The sequence below is a fragment of the Corynebacterium simulans genome (assembly GCF_001586215.1).
GTDB classification, from domain to species: domain Bacteria; phylum Actinomycetota; class Actinomycetes; order Mycobacteriales; family Mycobacteriaceae; genus Corynebacterium; species Corynebacterium simulans.
Genome location: NZ_CP014634.1, coordinates 647,165 through 662,437 on the forward strand (window position 1 = coordinate 647,165; position 15,273 = coordinate 662,437).

14 protein-coding genes and 2 pseudogenes are annotated in these 15,273 nt (G+C 56.6%); 8 read left to right on the forward strand and 8 right to left on the reverse strand.

The genetic code is table 11. The features are described 5' to 3' along the window. Positions 1 to 40: 40 nt before the first annotated feature. Genes WM42_RS03010 through prfB form a run of 5 tightly spaced genes read right to left on the reverse strand, consistent with a single transcriptional unit; the run spans position 41 to position 3,700 of the window. Complete coding sequence (locus WM42_RS03010) at positions 41 to 397, reverse strand: DUF488 domain-containing protein (protein ID WP_062035639.1); 357 nt, start codon at positions 395 to 397, stop codon at positions 41 to 43. Positions 398 to 425: 28 nt separating this feature from the next. Beyond that, positions 426 to 926, reverse strand: a complete 501-nt coding sequence (smpB, locus tag WM42_RS03015) for an SsrA-binding protein SmpB (RefSeq protein WP_061921111.1) — start codon at positions 924 to 926, stop codon at positions 426 to 428. A gap of 24 nt (positions 927 to 950) precedes the next feature. After that, on the reverse strand, positions 951 to 1,853 hold the full coding sequence (gene ftsX / locus WM42_RS03020) for a permease-like cell division protein FtsX (protein ID WP_062035640.1): 903 nt from the start codon (positions 1,851 to 1,853) through the stop codon (positions 951 to 953). Next, positions 1,854 to 2,543 carry a cell division ATP-binding protein FtsE gene (ftsE, locus tag WM42_RS03025; RefSeq protein WP_062035641.1) on the reverse strand — a complete coding sequence of 230 codons (690 nt, stop codon included), beginning with the start codon at positions 2,541 to 2,543 and terminating at the stop codon, positions 1,854 to 1,856. It lies immediately after the preceding gene. A 44-nt stretch (positions 2,544 to 2,587) separates the two neighbouring features. Next, positions 2,588 to 3,700, reverse strand: coding sequence for a peptide chain release factor 2 (gene prfB, locus WM42_RS03030; protein ID WP_062035642.1), 1,113 nt, complete (start codon positions 3,698 to 3,700; stop codon positions 2,588 to 2,590). A gap of 68 nt (positions 3,701 to 3,768) precedes the next feature. On the opposite strand from prfB, the gene WM42_RS03035 reads away from it, so the two are divergent. Beyond that, positions 3,769 to 4,596 (forward strand): inositol monophosphatase family protein, encoded by an 828-nt coding sequence (locus WM42_RS03035; RefSeq protein WP_062035643.1) that lies wholly within the window; start codon positions 3,769 to 3,771, stop codon positions 4,594 to 4,596. Further along, complete coding sequence (gene hisN, locus WM42_RS03040) at positions 4,589 to 5,374, forward strand: histidinol-phosphatase (protein ID WP_062035644.1); 786 nt, start codon at positions 4,589 to 4,591, stop codon at positions 5,372 to 5,374. Before WM42_RS03035 ends, hisN begins: the two co-directional genes overlap by 8 nt. A 73-nt stretch (positions 5,375 to 5,447) precedes the next feature. Here the strand turns inward: hisN and WM42_RS03045 are convergent, their stop codons facing one another. Further along, positions 5,448 to 6,647: a S1 family peptidase gene (locus tag WM42_RS03045; protein WP_062035645.1), complete on the reverse strand. Its 1,200-nt coding sequence runs from the start codon at positions 6,645 to 6,647 to the stop codon at positions 5,448 to 5,450. Between the two features lie 472 nt (positions 6,648 to 7,119). Between WM42_RS03045 and WM42_RS12870 the strand changes: the two are divergent. Further along, positions 7,120 to 7,356, forward strand: a pseudogene (locus tag WM42_RS12870) (inositol monophosphatase family protein); the annotation flags it as partial. 39 nt (positions 7,357 to 7,395) lie between these two features. Here WM42_RS12870 and WM42_RS03050 read toward each other — a convergent pair. After that, on the reverse strand, positions 7,396 to 7,737 hold the full coding sequence (locus tag WM42_RS03050) for an ArsR/SmtB family transcription factor (protein WP_061921099.1): 342 nt from the start codon (positions 7,735 to 7,737) through the stop codon (positions 7,396 to 7,398). 72 nt (positions 7,738 to 7,809) lie between these two features. Between WM42_RS03050 and arsB the strand changes: the two genes are divergently transcribed. The 4 genes and pseudogenes from arsB (at position 7,810) to WM42_RS03075 (ending at position 12,785) form a co-directional block, all read left to right on the forward strand. Further along, positions 7,810 to 8,877 (forward strand): ACR3 family arsenite efflux transporter, encoded by a 1,068-nt coding sequence (gene arsB, locus WM42_RS03055; RefSeq protein ID WP_062035646.1) that lies wholly within the window; start codon positions 7,810 to 7,812, stop codon positions 8,875 to 8,877. Positions 8,878 to 9,429: 552 nt separating this feature from the next. Continuing rightward, positions 9,430 to 10,386 (forward strand): DUF418 domain-containing protein, encoded by a 957-nt coding sequence (locus tag WM42_RS03060; protein ID WP_061921094.1) that lies wholly within the window; start codon positions 9,430 to 9,432, stop codon positions 10,384 to 10,386. Positions 10,387 to 10,388: 2 nt separating this feature from the next. Then, positions 10,389 to 11,447: a trypsin-like serine protease gene (locus tag WM42_RS03065; protein WP_061921092.1), complete on the forward strand. Its 1,059-nt coding sequence runs from the start codon at positions 10,389 to 10,391 to the stop codon at positions 11,445 to 11,447. 111 nt (positions 11,448 to 11,558) lie between these two features. Beyond that, positions 11,559 to 12,785: pseudogene (locus tag WM42_RS03075) on the forward strand (IS3 family transposase). Positions 12,786 to 13,063: 278 nt separating this feature from the next. Here WM42_RS03075 and WM42_RS03080 read toward each other — a convergent pair. Further along, entirely contained in the window at positions 13,064 to 14,629 is a 1,566-nt protein-coding gene (locus WM42_RS03080; protein ID WP_061925833.1) for a SulP family inorganic anion transporter, read from the reverse strand. Positions 14,630 to 14,798: 169 nt separating this feature from the next. Here WM42_RS03080 and WM42_RS03085 point away from each other — a divergent pair, with 169 nt between their 5' ends. Further along, positions 14,799 to 15,203, forward strand: coding sequence for a MerR family transcriptional regulator (locus WM42_RS03085; protein WP_061925830.1), 405 nt, complete (start codon positions 14,799 to 14,801; stop codon positions 15,201 to 15,203). Positions 15,204 to 15,273: the final 70 nt, after the last annotated feature.

Sequence of the window (15,273 nt, forward strand, 5' to 3'; positions counted from 1 at the left end):
CAAGTCCCCCGGCATAAACCTTATGTGGTTCATCGCTGCCCTATTGCGCATCCAGCCATTCTTTGAGAACCGTAGCGTGGTTTACCTCGCGGTCCTTGGCGGCGAAGATAAGCGTTACTGCGCCCTTTTCCGCGAGGCGGCGCAGGTTTTCCATATCTTCGGCGTCGTTCGCGTCAAGCTCAGACTTATAGCGCTTGGAGAACTCACCGAATGAATCCGCGTCGTGGTTCCACCACTTGCGCAGCTCAGGGCTGGGAGCTACGTCTTTGAGCCAATAGTCCGGCGCCAAGTCATCCTTGCTTATCCCGCGCGGCCAGAGCCTGTCCACGAGCACCGACTTGCCGGTTACTTTTGCATCGCCCTTGACGACGTCGTGTGCCTTTGCAGTATGAATCATGGCACCCAGGCTACGTCGTGGCGGCGCTTTAAGCGTTGATTCCCTTGATGCGGCGCCCCAGTTCGCGGGTGATTTCGCGGTCTTGATCGCGGCGCTTGATGGCCTCCCGCTTGTCGTAGTCCTGCTTACCCTGGGCAAGGCCCAACTCGCACTTGGCGCGGCCATCTTTCAGATAGACCTTGAGCGGCACCAGAGTCTTGTTGCCATCGCGCACCTGCCCCATGAGCTTGTCAATCTCACGGCGGTGCAGCAGCAGCTTGCGGGTGCGCTTTGGCGAGTGGTTTGTCCAGGTTCCCTGCGAGTACTCAGGGATGTGGAGGTTGCGGATATAAACCTCGCCGTCGTCGATGGTTGCGAACGCATCGACGAGCGAGATTTTGCCCTCGCGCATTGACTTGATTTCGGTTCCCACCAGGACCATGCCGCATTCGAGGGTATCGAGAATCTTGTAATCGTGACGGGCACGGCGATTGGTGGCTAGGGTCGTGTTGTTATCGACCGCTGCTTTCTTCTTTGCCTTCTTCGCCATAATTTCTACAACTATACGCGGTGCTTACTTGCGCACATAAGCGCGCAGGGTAATCTGCGCCGTCAGTGCAGCAAAAATCAGAGCGAATACACCCACGATAGGCAGAGCAACCCAAATGTCCGAGCTCTTAATCGGTGCCAGAAGCTGCGATTCGTAGAGATTCTTCAGCGAGGGGTCAACCACCGCGGACTTGCCTGCGGAGATGCCCACGCCAGCGAGCACGACGCCGATCAGCGTTCCAAGGAGTGCTTCCAACACGAACGGAGCCTGGGTCATCCAGCGGGATGCGCCCACCATGCGCATAATCGAGGTCTCACGGGAACGGTTGAAAGCAGCAATCTGAACCATGTTCGCGATCAGGAAAATAGCTGCGATTGCCATCACGGCCGCGAGCACAAAGGTGGCATTGCGGATGGCGTCCAAGTTATGGGCGGCACCGCGGACTTCTTCTTGCTGGTCAATGATTTCGCTGACTGCCGGGTTGTCTTTGATGGCGTCGATTGGCGCGGTATCCGTGGGATCGACCAAGCGGACGTGGAAGGCCGCTGGCAGCGCGTCGGGAGAGGTCTCCTCCACCATCACAGGATCGGTCTCCTGGAAAAGCTCGACGAAGCGGTCGTAGGACGCCTGACGGTCACGATAATTCACCGATTCCACGTCATCGTCGCTTTCCAGCTGCTTCTTCAAGTCAGCGCATTCCGAGGAACTACATTCCGGATCGTTTGCTGAGATGTCCTCATTGAGCTGAACCATGACTTCCACGCGCTCCAAGTAGATCTCCTTGGTGTCGTTGGTCATGTTGGTCACCAGCACGCCGGCGACAACCAGCGCTACGGAAATGGCGGTCGTGATAACCATCGCCACCGTCATGGTCAGGTTGCGGCCGAGCCCCTTAAAAGCCTCGCGTAAAACTAGTCCTAGTTGCATTTACAGAGCCTCTCCGTACAGTGCGTGGTCTTCGTCGCGAACGAGCTTGCCGTTGTGCAGCTCGAGAACGCGCTGGCGGGCATCATTGACGGCACGCGCATTGTGCGTAGACATGATGACTGTAGTGCCGCGGCGGTTGATCTGGGATAGCAATCCCAAAATCTCCGAGGCAGTACCCGGGTCCAGGTTGCCCGTCGGCTCATCTGCAAGGACCAACTTGGGGCGGTTAACAAAGGCACGTGCCACGGCAACGCGCTGCTGCTCACCACCGGAAAGCTCATGCGGCATGCGGTGCTGTTTGGAACCCAACCCCACCATCTCCAGAACTTCCGGTACCGCTTTGTCGATCTTGGACTTCTTCTTTCCAATGACCTCGAGCGCGAAGGCCACGTTTTGGTAGACGTTCAGCTTCGGCAGCAGGCGGAAGTCTTGGAAGACGTAGCCGATGGACTGGCGCAGCTTATTGATCTGGCGGCCTTTCAGCGCATTGACGTGGAAATCGCCGAAGTGAATGTCGCCGGAGGAAACATTCGTCTCACGCACCATCAGCTGTAGGAATGTCGACTTACCAGAGCCGGAGGGCCCGATCAGGAAGACGAATTCGCCGTCATCGATCTGAAACGAGACGTCGTCAAGCGCGGGCCTTGTCGACGTCTTATAAACCTTGGACACATTTTCAAAGGTGATCACTCAAGCCACATTAGCAACATGAGTTAACAACGGAAAGTGTAAAACTAACTTTCCTGCTCTGCCTTCTGCGCCTCAGCCATACGCCAGCGGATTCCGGCCTCCAAGAATCCATCCAGGTCACCGTCGAGCACTTTCGATGGATCGCCCACCTCATAGTTGGTGCGCAAGTCCTTGACCATCTGATACGGATGCAGGACATACGAGCGCATTTGGTTTCCCCACGAGGCATTGCCGCCTGCGCCGAGCGCATCCATCTCCGCCTGTTCTTCCTGACGCTTGCGCTCCAAAAGCTTGGCCTGCAGCACGCGCATCGCCGAGGCTTTGTTCTGGATCTGGGATTTTTCGTTCTGGCAGGTCACCACGATGCCGGTCGGAATGTGCGTCAGACGCACCGCGGAATCCGTAGTATTAACTGATTGGCCGCCAGGGCCCGAAGAGCGATAGACATCGACGCGCACGTCCGCATCCGGAATATCGATATGGTCGGTCTGCTCCACCACCGGCAGCACCTCCACCTCAGCGAAGGAGGTCTGGCGCCGGCCCTGATTATCGAACGGCGAGATGCGGACCAAACGGTGGGCGCCCTGTTCTACAGAAAGCTGGCCGTACATGTACTCGCCGTGCACCACGAAGGTGGCCGACTTGATGCCCGCCTCCTCTGCATAAGAAATGTCGTAGACATCCACCTTATGGCCATTCTTTTCCGCCCAGCGCACGTACATACGCATGAGCATCTCGGCCCAGTCCGCCGCATCCACGCCACCCGCACCGGAACGGATATTAATAACGGCCTCGCGCGGGTCATACTCTCCAGAGAGCATCGTGGTCACTTCCAGCGCCTCGATGAGGCTGCCCAGTTCGTCTAGCTCGTCGTCGGCAAGCGAGGTGTCCCCCTCTTCCTCCGCCAACTCGTACATAACCGGCATATCGTCCACGCGCGAACGCAGCGATTCCAGCTTGCGAATCTTGGCCTGCGCGGCCGAAAGCGCGGAAGTCACCTGCTGCGCGTGGGCCGGATCATCCCACAAAGAGGGGTCACCAGCCTGAGCTTCGAGCTCACGAACCTGCTCAGCTAAAGCTGCAGGATCCATGACCTTTTCAATGGTCGTAAGGGTGGAATCCAATTCGGCAAGACGGGCTGATTGTTCGGGACGCATAGCCCTCAAGTCTACCTGCGCGGCACACACAATTAGCCATCGGCCGCATTTAGCGGGACAATAGCTCCATGACTCAACAGCCGAGCTTGAATGAGATGATCGACGCGATCACCAAGACCTTTCTGGTAGCTCACGTAGACGATACCGACGCACACCTTGCGCAGGCACTCGTTTACAACGCAGGCCGCCTGGCATGGCGCATGCGTGAGCAGGGCATTGACGTCGATCAGAAGACCTCCATTTCTGATGTCGTCACCGATGCAGACCGCGCCACCGAGCGCTTCGTTGCCGGCGTGCTCGAGGTGGTGCGCCCTGAGGACGGCATCCTCGGCGAGGAGGGCGCTACCCGCCCTTCCACCTCGGGACGCAACTGGGTCATCGACCCGGTAGACGGTACCTATAACTTCGCATCTGGCTCGGATTACTGGTGCTCGGCGCTCGCGCTTACCGACGCCGAGGGCGTCATCATGGGCGCAGTACACCGCCCCGCCATGGGCTACACCTGGTTCGGCGGCCGTGACTTTCCCGCTTCCCGTGATGGAAAGGACGTCGCCAAGCTGCAGGATAAGCCGGCAAATAAAACCAGCATGGCAACCTACCTGCACCCTACATCGATTCAGGACCCGGAAATCCGCGCGGCTTGGCAGCGTGTGTCCGAGCACTTTGCTACAGTTCGCATGCTCGGCGCCGGTTCCGTGGACCTCTCCAGCGTTGCTGACGGCACCTGGGGTGCTTGGATGCAGCACAGCGTCGCGGACTGGGATTGGTTCCCGGGCAAAGCGCTGGTGGAGGCCGCAGGTGGCGCCGCCCGCAAGGTAGAAGCAGGCGGTGTGGAATGGTGCATCGCTGGTAATAAACAGGTTGTCGATCAAATGGAGGCATGGCTCCGTGGGTAAGTTCAAAGAAGACTTAGGCCTCGCGCTCGAGCTGGCAGGTCACGCGGATGTCATCACGATGCACCGCTTTGAGGCTTCCGATCTTTCGGTCAAGGACAAGCCGGATATGTCCCCGGTTTCTGACGCTGACTTGGCCTGCGAGAAGCAGATTCGTGAGGCTCTCAAGCGCTCCCGTCCGCGCGACGAAGTCTTAGGTGAGGAATTCGGTGGCACCCCCACCTTCAAGGGCCGCCAGTGGGTCATCGATCCAATCGATGGCACCAAGAACTTCGTGCGCGGCGTGCCGGTATGGGCCACGCTGATTGCTCTTTTGGAAGACGGTGAGCCTGTGGTTTCGGTGATTTCCGCGCCTGCTTTGCGACGTCGCTGGTACGCCGCCAAGGGCGGCGGCGCCTACCGCGTATTCGGCGGCGAGCCAAAGCGTCTACACGTCTCGCAGATTGACCAGCTCGAAAACGCCTCTCTGGCCATGGGCTCGTTGGCAGGCTGGGCTAAGCGCGGTTTGCGTGATTGCTTCGTGGAACTCTCCGAAAAGACCTGGCGTCTGCGCGGCTATGGCGACTTCTGGAACTACTGCTTGGTGGCAGAAGGCGCAGTCGACATTGCGGCAGAGCCTGAGGTCTCCCTCTGGGATCTTGCAGCGCCGTCTCTGCTGGTAACCGAGGCGGGTGGTAAGTTCACCGGCCTCAACGGTGAGGCCGGCCCGCACCACGGCTCTTCGGTGGCTAGCAACGGCCTGCTGCACACGGCAGCGCTGGAAGCGCTGAAACTGCACTAGACAAAACAATCACTAAAACGGCTACATGCCCCGCGCTTCAAACGCGGGGCATGTAGCCGTTTTGTGGGAGAGACTAGTTCTGCGGGAGCGTAAAGCCTGCTCCTACCCCACCGCGGCGGTTCATGTCCGCAAGGATTGCGTCCATGTTCATCGCTACGGTCGGATCGTGCAGAGCGCCCTGCAGCGGGGTGCGACAATCAGGCAGACCCGGGATAAGACCGCGGGAGATTGCACCGATGATGCGACCCTTGTACATAACCGGTGCGCCGGAATCACCTTCCATGGCGCAGACCTGGTTGATCTGGACTTCCTTGGCCTGCTGGTAGGTCATGCCACAGGTAGTGCCGGTTGCGACGCCAGTCTTGCAGGTGACAGCGCCCGGCTTGACATTGCCGCCAACCTCCGTGGCATGCACGCCATTGTAGTTGCGGGTTACCTCAGCCTTGGAGCCGAACTCGATGACCGAGTAGTCCAGGTAATCGTTCCTGGAGGCAATGGTGCCGGTTGGGCCAACCTGCCAGGAATCGGCGGAAGAAACTGGGTCACCGACGTTGCCGCAGTGTCCCGCGGTGATGCCTACCTTGCGGCCGGCTGCGTCGGTGCCTGCTGCGGTCAAGGTGCACATGGTGTCCTGACGAACATACAGCGGCGTACCTGGGCCGTACAAGGACTTTCCACGCGTCAACGCCGCATTGGATTCTTCAGGTACGCGCGGTGCGTCGAAGTAGGAACCAGGTACGCGATGCAACACGTAGTCATCGAAGGGCTTAGCGGCTGCCGCCTTGGAGAAAGCATCGTTCTTCCAGACGTAGTTCGGATCCGTGCCCTGTGGCTTAAAAGCTGGCTGCGTTGCCTGCTCAATCATGCCGACCGGGTTCGGGTTGGTCAGCGGTTGCGCGTACTGCTGGCTATCCGCATTCGCTTGTTCGATGACCGGCTGCACTGCGTTCTGGGCCTGGGACACTGCATCGTTGACGGCCGAATTCAGCGCTTTATTCTGTGCCTGAATTTGGTTCTGAACCTGGCCCTGCACTTGTGCCTGGGTCTGCGCAGCAGGCTGCTGCGTCTGCAGCATGTCACTTAAACCAGATTGCGCGCCGAAGCGAGCAAACTCATCGTTGACATGATTAACCACGGCATGCGCGGCGGCAGCTGGGTCGAATGGCTCGGCAGCAGGCAGCTCTTGGGCGCCTGCTGTGGGGCTCGCAAAGAAAAACGCACCTGCGAAAGCCGAGCCCACGATGACTTTCTTTAGGTGCGGAATGTGAAGCATGAACAAATCCCTCTATCTATCTTGCTATTGGTCTAGCAAGGCTCATCATTTCACGCGGATAGGTATTACGAAGCCCTAGTTTGCATCTGTTTCCAACCCGTTATCGTTTACACAGTTTCCGGGTGTACCCAAAACCTTTGGTTTACCTAAAAATGGCCGCTGTACTAGGTTTTCTTTGTAAAACGTCAAAGGGGCCTGGCCCCAACCCAACCGGGCTGGATATAAGGTGTCTACCTAACAGGGGCCAGGCCCCATGGGCCTGGCCCCCGGATAGTGGACATGTCGGGGGTTAGCTATGTTGCTTTGGTCAGTGTCGCTGAAGTCTCGGTTTCAAAGACATCAGGGGCTACAAGATTGCACCACGAGTGTCGCCGGTGTGTGTTGTAGCGCATGCACCATCGAAAGACTTCCTGCCGGCAGGCGATCGGATTGCCAAAGACTTTCCTATCACGTAAGACTTCCCGCTTGAGCATGGCGTCTACGCGGCTACGGTGACTTTCTCTCCTACTGCCTAGTAGCCGAGGACGCGGTCGATGTCGCCGCTGAGCCGGAAGTTTCTCTGTGGGACCTGGCTCCGCTTGCAGCCCTGGTAGAGGAAGCTGGCGGCCGCTTCATTTCTCTAGCGGGTATCGCCGGGCCGCACGGCGGGGATGCGGTTGCGACGAATGGGTTGCTTCACGACGCCGTCGTCAAGCGTTTGAACGGGTAAACAGAGTTTTCCGACCTATCGCAATTTGCGACCAGCGGCTCACCATCTCCTGTCCGCGTGACCGATATCCAGGATACGTCGCAGCTCAGCAAATACCTCAGGGCGTACCTCATGGGTTACTACCCGTCCACTCTTAGACCTAGTAAGCAGCCCGGCATCCGCCATGGTCTTTAAATGATGCGATACCGTCGGCTGACTAAGCCCAGAAACACAGGCCAGCTCCCCCACGGTCATCGGACTACAGCCAGCGGCAGCGAGCTGAGACAAAATTTGCAGGCGCGCCGGTTGCGCCAGCGCTTTGAAGAGCGTTGCCGCAGCCTGCGCTTCCGCCGCGTCGAGAGGCCGACCGCCAAGTGCGCAGCATGCTGAGATTTCGTCCATACCTGTTGAGACTACACGGTCTCCACTCTGGACATATTGACATTCATCGATATATCGATTACACCGGAAACCATGGCACAGACTACAAAGTCACTCAGCTTCCTAGATCGCTTCTTGCCGCTTTGGATTGCAGCTGCAATGGCAATTGGCCTCATCCTGGGCAAAATTGCACCGTCACTTGTGAACTGGCTGGCAGAGGCAAAAATTTTGACAATTTCCGTACCAATCGCCATCGGCTTGCTGGTCATGATGTACCCACCGCTCGCAAAAGTCCGATACGACAAAACGGGCAAAATTTTGACATCAAGGAAGCTGATGGGCATTACAGTCTTCCTCAATTGGATTCTCGGCCCCGCACTAATGTTCATCCTTGCCTGGATATTCCTCAGCGATAGTCCAGAACTGCGCACTGGCGTGATTATCGTCGGTCTCGCCCGCTGCATTGCAATGGTTTTGGTCTGGAACGACCTATCTTGCGGCGATACTGAAGTCGCCGCCGTATTGGTGGCCGTAAACTCGCTATTTCAAATTCTAATGTTCGGCGTTCTAGGGTGGTTCTACCTGCAGATTCTGCCCTCCTGGTTGGGACTGGAAACCACTTCCGTCACCTTTTCTTTTTGGGCCATCGCACTATCCGTAGTGGTATTCCTCGGCATTCCGCTTCTGACTGGCGCGGCATCACGCATAATTGGTGAACGCACCCGTGGTCGCGACTGGTATGAAAATGAGTACTTGCCCAAAATCTCACCATTGGCGCTTGCCGGCCTTCTATACACAATCGTGTTGCTCTTTGCACTTCAGTCACAGCAGATTGTTGAGAATCCCTGGACCGTTGCGAAAGTGGCGCTGCCACTAGTGATCTACTTCCTCGCCATGTTCGCGATCGCTCTCACTTCGGCCAAGACCGCGAGCATGAACTACGCAACCTCCGCATCGATTGCCTTTACGGCTGCCGGAAATAACTTCGAGTTGGCAATTGCAGTTGCGATTGGCACCTTCGGCCCATTGTCCCAGCAAGCACTTGCGGGAACGATTGGACCACTGATTGAAGTTCCCGTACTCGTTGCACTTGTCTACGTCACCCGCTGGCTCGGGCCGCGCCTTTTCTCCAATGATCTTTCCGTACCGGACAAACTATAGAAAAGGAGTCTGAAGTGAAGAAAATCCCAAAACTACTACCAATGCGCTTGCAGCCAAATCAGTTGCAGAAATCGGCGCCTCTATAGACGATGCATCACCAAAGCCCATTGACCCCACGATTCTCCAGACTGCAGATCGTGTTGTCTTCATCGGCGATGATGCTCCAGCACAGGGCATAGCCGGCGACCGCTGCCCACCAGGTGGGAAGCAGGTTCAGGGTTGGGCCAGCCACGCGTTACCTACCGACACGAGAGCAATGGGAATGGCAATGATTTAACAGATACGCGAGGAAGACGCCTGGCACCTCGGACTAAGTGAAACTCGTCAGCATTGATCTCAGGCCACTAGGTTACGCGCGCCCTGGGCTCTTTGAACACGTTAGCTTCACAGGGAATGTACAGACGAAACACTCTGTTTTTACTCAAAATCACCTAATGTATTGCCAGATTCGGTTGCTACAACTAGAAAGTCGTTTTGATTAAGACGCTTATAGGGAGAGCTTTTTACCGAAGAGCACCTCCCGATAAGTTGTAGTACAAGGAGAAAACTGAGGTGAATAAACCTTCACGAATTGTGGGGCTTGATATAGCGCGCTCACTCGCCATCATCGGCATGATCATTGTCCATATGGCCTCACTGCTTTGGAGCACAAAGGTTGTGCTCTCCGGCCTGCCTTCATCATTGTTCGCCATTATTGCCGGCGCCACCATGATGATTATCGGCCGAAATTACAGCAGCACCACCTTCTTGCGCCTCATCACTCGCGGCGCTCTGATTATTCTCATCGGCCTGGCCTTGTTGCCGGTCGGTGGAGAAATTCAAGTAGTCCTCATCGTCATGGGTCTGGTAATGATGTTGGTTTCCTGGATGCCAGCACTCGGAACCTGGTGGCGAGTCGGCTTCTTCATCGCCGCAACTATCGGCGCAACAATAAAGTACGCGCCCATGACGCTGCCACAGATTTATCCGCTACTGGCGTGGATTGCATACTTCATCGGCGGCATGCTGCTTTACGACGTCTACCTACGCGGTCGTCTGCAAGACACTTCTGCCTCCAAGACTAGCGCTAATGCCCGGTTGAGTTGGATTATTACCGCTGTCAGCGTTGTCATCACAGCCGTCGGCATGTACTTCCGATTTGATCCCGAGATTGCTGGCTGGCTCCGATTTACCGGACATACCGGTGTCTTCGGCGAAATCATTCTCTCCGTCGCCATTGCCGCTGTTGTGCTGCATTTGTGTCTTTTCGTAGGCGACCGCTTCCCGACCGCGGTTTATCCATTCGCGGCCATGGGAACAATGTCGCTGACCATTTACGTCCTGCACGTTCTCACCGCGGCTTATTGGCAGCAGAATGTTGCATTGCATTCCACGCTGTCTGCAGCAGGTTTCATCGTATTCTTCCTCGTCATCGCAAGTCTCTGGAAGAAGTTTGTGGGTCAGGGCCCTGCCGAAAAACTCGTTGCCACCGCAATCAAGGCCATTGTTCCTTCTGGGAAAGGGAAATAACCGTGAAGAAAACATCTTTTTCCATCGCAGCAATTGTTAGCAGCACCCTGCTTCTAACTGCGACTCCAGCTCTTGCATTGGAAAACGGCGAACCCGCACCTGCAAATGCTGAAAGCAGTTCTGTGGCCGCGCTAAAGATCGGCAAAGTCGGCAATTTCGGTGACTGCACCGGAACGCTAGTTGCCGAGCAGTGGGTGCTCACAGCACGCCACTGCCTAGAGTCTGTGAACAACGAAGGAACCCAGGCCCGCATCGGCGGGAAAGTCTACGATGCCGATTCTTGGGCGCTGTCTCCAATGTCTGATGCAGGATTGCTTCACCTGACTCAAAAAGTCACTGACGCAACCCCGGCGAAGGTCTCCCGCGATATTCCAACACCTGGACAGGTGGGAACTCTCTACGGCTGGAGCAGCAGCTCGTCGATGGCCCGATCCGGACAGCTTCCGATGTCCAAGATGGTCGTCAATGAGCTGCTGGGCGGAGGCCCCGATGAAGGAACTCCAAGTGAGGCTGCGCCTGGTGAAGCTACTCCAGGTGAGGCTACTCCAGGCGGTGCCATGGAATCAATGGAAATGCAGCCAGGATCCGTCATGCCAGGTACAGCAATGCCAGATGCAGCTAAGCCAGATGCTTCCAAAACCGAGTCGATCCCTGCTGGAACCGAAAGCATCCCAGCCGACGCTGCCATGATGCCGATGATTGAAAGCGCCATCCTGGACGTACATTCCGTATCTGGCGCAGGTATGCAGGGCGGCGACTCCGGCGGACCATTCTTCGTCGATGGAAAGCTCGCCGGGCTTGCTACCGCCGGAACTTCCAATGGAGATCCTGATCTGCCCTCCCCCAGCGCGGCAATCACCACCCTCGCAGGCACTGCCGACTGGATTGACGGTGTCACCTCTGGTCGCGACAAAGAAAGCGTCCTAACCGCAGAGAACACTCCTGCTCCGCCAAAGACCATTCAGACCAGCGCCGATCACATGTGGGGTTACCTCGCCATCGCGTGCGTTGGCCTGGTTATCGCAGCAGCCTGGTCGCGCATTAGGAATGGCCGACAGTAGAACCGTCTAACCACAACCACAAGCCGCCTCCCCAGCAAGTACTGGGTAGGCGGCTTTTATCGTGAAGCGTCCTGGGTTTAGTTCCTACCTCAGCTAAGGAAGGATTGAACTATGCCTAGAAAGTATTCCGTCGAGTTCAAGGACAAGGCGGTCCATCAGATCATCGAAATGGTCCGCCTGGAATCTTGCTCACTGCAACGCGCCTACACGGAGGTCGGTGAGCTGCTTGGAGTATCTCACCACACGTTGCGGGCTTGGTACCGTGACAGCGCTTCAGTACGCGATAATTCTGACGCTTCAGGCGGCGAAACAATGGAAGAAGAGCTCAAGCGTTTGCGCCGCGAAAACCGTGAGCTGAAGCGAGCAAACGGGATTCTTAAGACTGCTTCGGCTTTTTTCGCAGCGGAACCAGGCCGACCCACGACCAAATGATCTCTTACATCGACGCGTATAAGGATCAGTTTGGGGCCCGGGGCCATCTGCCGAGTCCTCAAACAAGCAGATCGTGGATTCATCACTTCACGCGGCTACCGCAAAGCCACTACACGTGTTCCCAGTGCAAGGGCCTTAAGCGATAGCCTTCTCATCCCAGAGATACAGCGTGTGCATGCGGAGAATTTCTCGGTTTACGGTATCCGCAAAATGTGGCACGCGATGAACCGTGAAGGTTTTCATATTGGTCGCGATAAGACTGCACGTCTGATGAAGCTAGCAGGTGTTTGCGGCCGCAGACGTGGACGAACCCCCGTGACAACGATCAGCCCGAAGGCACCGGATCATCGCCCGGACCTAGTGCAGCGAGACTTTCGTGCACAAGCACCAGGCCGGCTGTGGGTTGCCGACATTACTTACGTTCGTACCCTGTCAGGATTCGCCTACACCGCGTTTGTCGTGGATGTCTACAGTCGAAAGATTGTTGGTGTTGCTACACGCTCGACGATGCGTACCGATGCGCTGCCCATGGAGGCTTTGGAGCATGCGTTAACGACTGCAGGGCGAATTCATGGAAACCAGCTGATTCATCATAGTGATCGGGGCAGCCAGTACGTGTCACTGAAGTATTCCACCGCTCTCGCGGAATCCGGAATCCGGCCGAGTGTGGGAACAGTCGGCGATTCTTATGACAATGCTCTAGCTGAGACCGTCAATGGTCTCTACAAGGCGGAACTGATTCATGCTCAAGGTCCGTGGACGTCGGTCGGAGAAGTCGAATTGGCCACCTTGCGGTGGGTGTATTGGTGGAACACCAAGCGGCTTCATGAAGCTTTGGACTACGCCACCCCACAGGAAGTAGAAACCGAGTACTATCTCACCCAGCCCATCAACACAGGGTCGTAAAAGAAGCGGAACTAAACCCAGGACGCTTCAGTCCCAGGCTGCGCCGGGTATTGCTCACTTGGTCGAGGAATACCGTCGCAATCACCCGAGGAAAGAAACGAACCACTAACTAGAACACGTGCACCGTAAAAAGTAAAAAGCCCCACAACACAGCGTAGCGGTTAACCGCTACGCTTCTTTTATGCTCTTCCTATGCCCCAACTGTGCAACAGCACCAATAAACTGGCGCCCCGGTTATAAGTTGGGGCGCCAAGTCGATGTGCTCGAGTCGGGGGATGTTAGTGGCCGGTGTCAAGCCGGCCAGACAGTCGGTTCAGCCGGTCCTGACTGGGACCGTCGAGCCCGATAATGGACACGGTTTTGCCTCTGTCCTGGAACTTCTGCGTAATCGCGTCAAAGGTCGCGACCGTGGAGGCATCCCAGATCTCCGCCTCAGTGAGATCAATAGTGATATGACGGGCAGAATCGGTGTAATCAAAGCGATAAACCAGGTCATTGCTTGATGCCCAAAACAACTGGCCATGCACCCGGTAGGTACGAGTATCAATCTCGCCATCGCCATCGCCGTCGCCGTCGATCTCGGAGGCCTTTTCAATGGAAACGATATGTGCCACCCGACGGGCGAACATGATCATCGCGGTGACCACACCCAGCACGACACCAATGGCCAGGTTGCTGGTGGCTAGGGTGGCAATAATCGTCACGGCCATAACAATGGTCTCAGAGACCGGCATGAGTTTAAGGGTGCGTGGATGCACCGAGTGCCAGTCGATGGTGCCGACCGAGACCATGATCATGATTGCCACCAACGCAGCCATCGGGATCATGCCAACGATGTCGCCCAGTGCCAGGACCAGGACCAGCAGGAACACACCGGCTAACAGGGTGGATAGGCGGGTACGTGCCCCGGATTCGCGGACGTTGATCATGGTTTGACCGATCATCGCGCAGCCACCCATGCCGCCGAAGAAACCGGAGGCAATATTAGCCACCCCCTGTCCCCAGGATTCACGAGTTTTATCGGAATGAGTGTCGGTGATGTCATCGACGAGCTTGGCGGTCATTAACGATTCCATGAGACCGACCACGGCCATGGCCAGGGCATAAGGCGCGATGATCTGCAGGGTCTCCAACGTCCACGGCACGTTCGGAATAAACAGGGACGGTAAGGTCTCCGGCATCTTGCCCATGTCCGAGACCGTCGGGACAGTCAAACCGGCGGCAATGACCAAACCGGTGAGCACGATAATCGTGACCAGCGGGGCAGGGATCACACTGGTGAGCTTGGGGAAGAAAATCATGATCACCACACCCAAGCCGACGAGTGGGTAGACCATCCAGGGCACATCAATGAGGTGTTCGAGTTGGGCGGTGAAAATCATAATGCCCAGTGCATTGACGAAACCCAGCATCACCGATCGGGGGATAAAACGCTGAAGTTTCGCCACACCGAGGGCGCCGAGCACGATTTGTAGGACACCGCCCAACAAGACGGTGGCGATGAAATAATCCATCCCGTAACCACGCGCCACAGGAGCAATGACTAGGGCAATAGCCCCGGTGGCGCCGGTTATCATTGCCGGGCGGCCACCGGTAAAGGCGATCGCAATGGCCATGACTACCGAGGAAAACAGACCCATGGCTGGGTCAACACCGGCAAGGATGGAAAAGGCAATGGCCTCAGGGATCAGCGCCAGGGATACCGCCAGTCCGGCCAGAATCTCTATACGGATACGGGCGGGGGAAGAAAATGCGTAACGGAAGGATGCGATGATCCCGGTAGGGGCATCAGCGCCGTCTGGACTCAGGAGGGGGCGGGGGGCCGCCGTGCTAGTTTCAGTCATAGATGTCCAATCTTTGAGGGGATAGGTAACTGGGCGAACGCCCGAAAGGAATCCAACCCTCTAGTAACTTTAGGTTTGGTGATGGTGGTCATGGTAGCGGGAGTTTTACTCAACCGCCAACCCAGGCACAGGAACCCGTGGACAACATCACCGTGAAGGAGAACAGGCAATGCAAAACAGTAATTTCAAGATCGGCGAGGTCGTTGACCAGACGGGGTTGTCGATTCCCACCTTGCGTTATTATGACAACGTCGGCCTGATTACCCCATCGGGGCGTAGCCCTGGTGGGTTCAGGCTTTATAGTGAGGCTGATGTACGTCGTGTTTTGCTGGTGCGACGGATGAAACCGCTGGGGTTTACTCTGGATCAGATGCGGGAATTCCTGGAAGCTGCGGAGATTCTTCATAGTTCAGATGGCGGGCAGGACAGTGATCCCGCACAGCAGGCACGGAGTAATGCCAAGGCCACCCTTGCCGACATTCGTGAGGAGACGCGCACCCGCTACGAAAAGCTACGCAAGCAAATTGCCTACGCTGAGGAATTCCTCGATCTGGTCAACACCCTGGCACACTAAAGTGCCCCCATCCTTCGCAGGGAGAAAAAGACCATCCGATTGAATGCGCTCTGTCGAGTCGCGTTCCAGA

Excerpts from the sequence above, each read along its gene's own strand:
- WM42_RS03010 (WP_062035639.1), bottom strand. The coding sequence starts at position 397 with ATGATTCATACTGCAAAGGCACACGACGTCGTCAAGGGCGATGCAAAA.
- smpB (WP_061921111.1), bottom strand. The coding sequence starts at position 926 with ATGGCGAAGAAGGCAAAGAAGAAAGCAGCGGTCGATAACAACACGACC.
- ftsX (WP_062035640.1), bottom strand. The coding sequence starts at position 1,853 with ATGCAACTAGGACTAGTTTTACGCGAGGCTTTTAAGGGGCTCGGCCGC.
- prfB (WP_062035642.1), bottom strand. The coding sequence starts at position 3,700 with ATGCGTCCCGAACAATCAGCCCGTCTTGCCGAATTGGATTCCACCCTT.
- WM42_RS03035 (WP_062035643.1), top strand. The coding sequence starts at position 3,769 with ATGACTCAACAGCCGAGCTTGAATGAGATGATCGACGCGATCACCAAG.
- WM42_RS03045 (WP_062035645.1), bottom strand. The coding sequence starts at position 6,647 with ATGCTTCACATTCCGCACCTAAAGAAAGTCATCGTGGGCTCGGCTTTC.
- WM42_RS03050 (WP_061921099.1), bottom strand. The coding sequence starts at position 7,737 with ATGGACGAAATCTCAGCATGCTGCGCACTTGGCGGTCGGCCTCTCGAC.
- arsB (WP_062035646.1), top strand. The coding sequence starts at position 7,810 with ATGGCACAGACTACAAAGTCACTCAGCTTCCTAGATCGCTTCTTGCCG.
- WM42_RS03080 (WP_061925833.1), bottom strand. The coding sequence starts at position 14,629 with ATGACTGAAACTAGCACGGCGGCCCCCCGCCCCCTCCTGAGTCCAGAC.
- WM42_RS03085 (WP_061925830.1), top strand. The coding sequence starts at position 14,799 with ATGCAAAACAGTAATTTCAAGATCGGCGAGGTCGTTGACCAGACGGGG.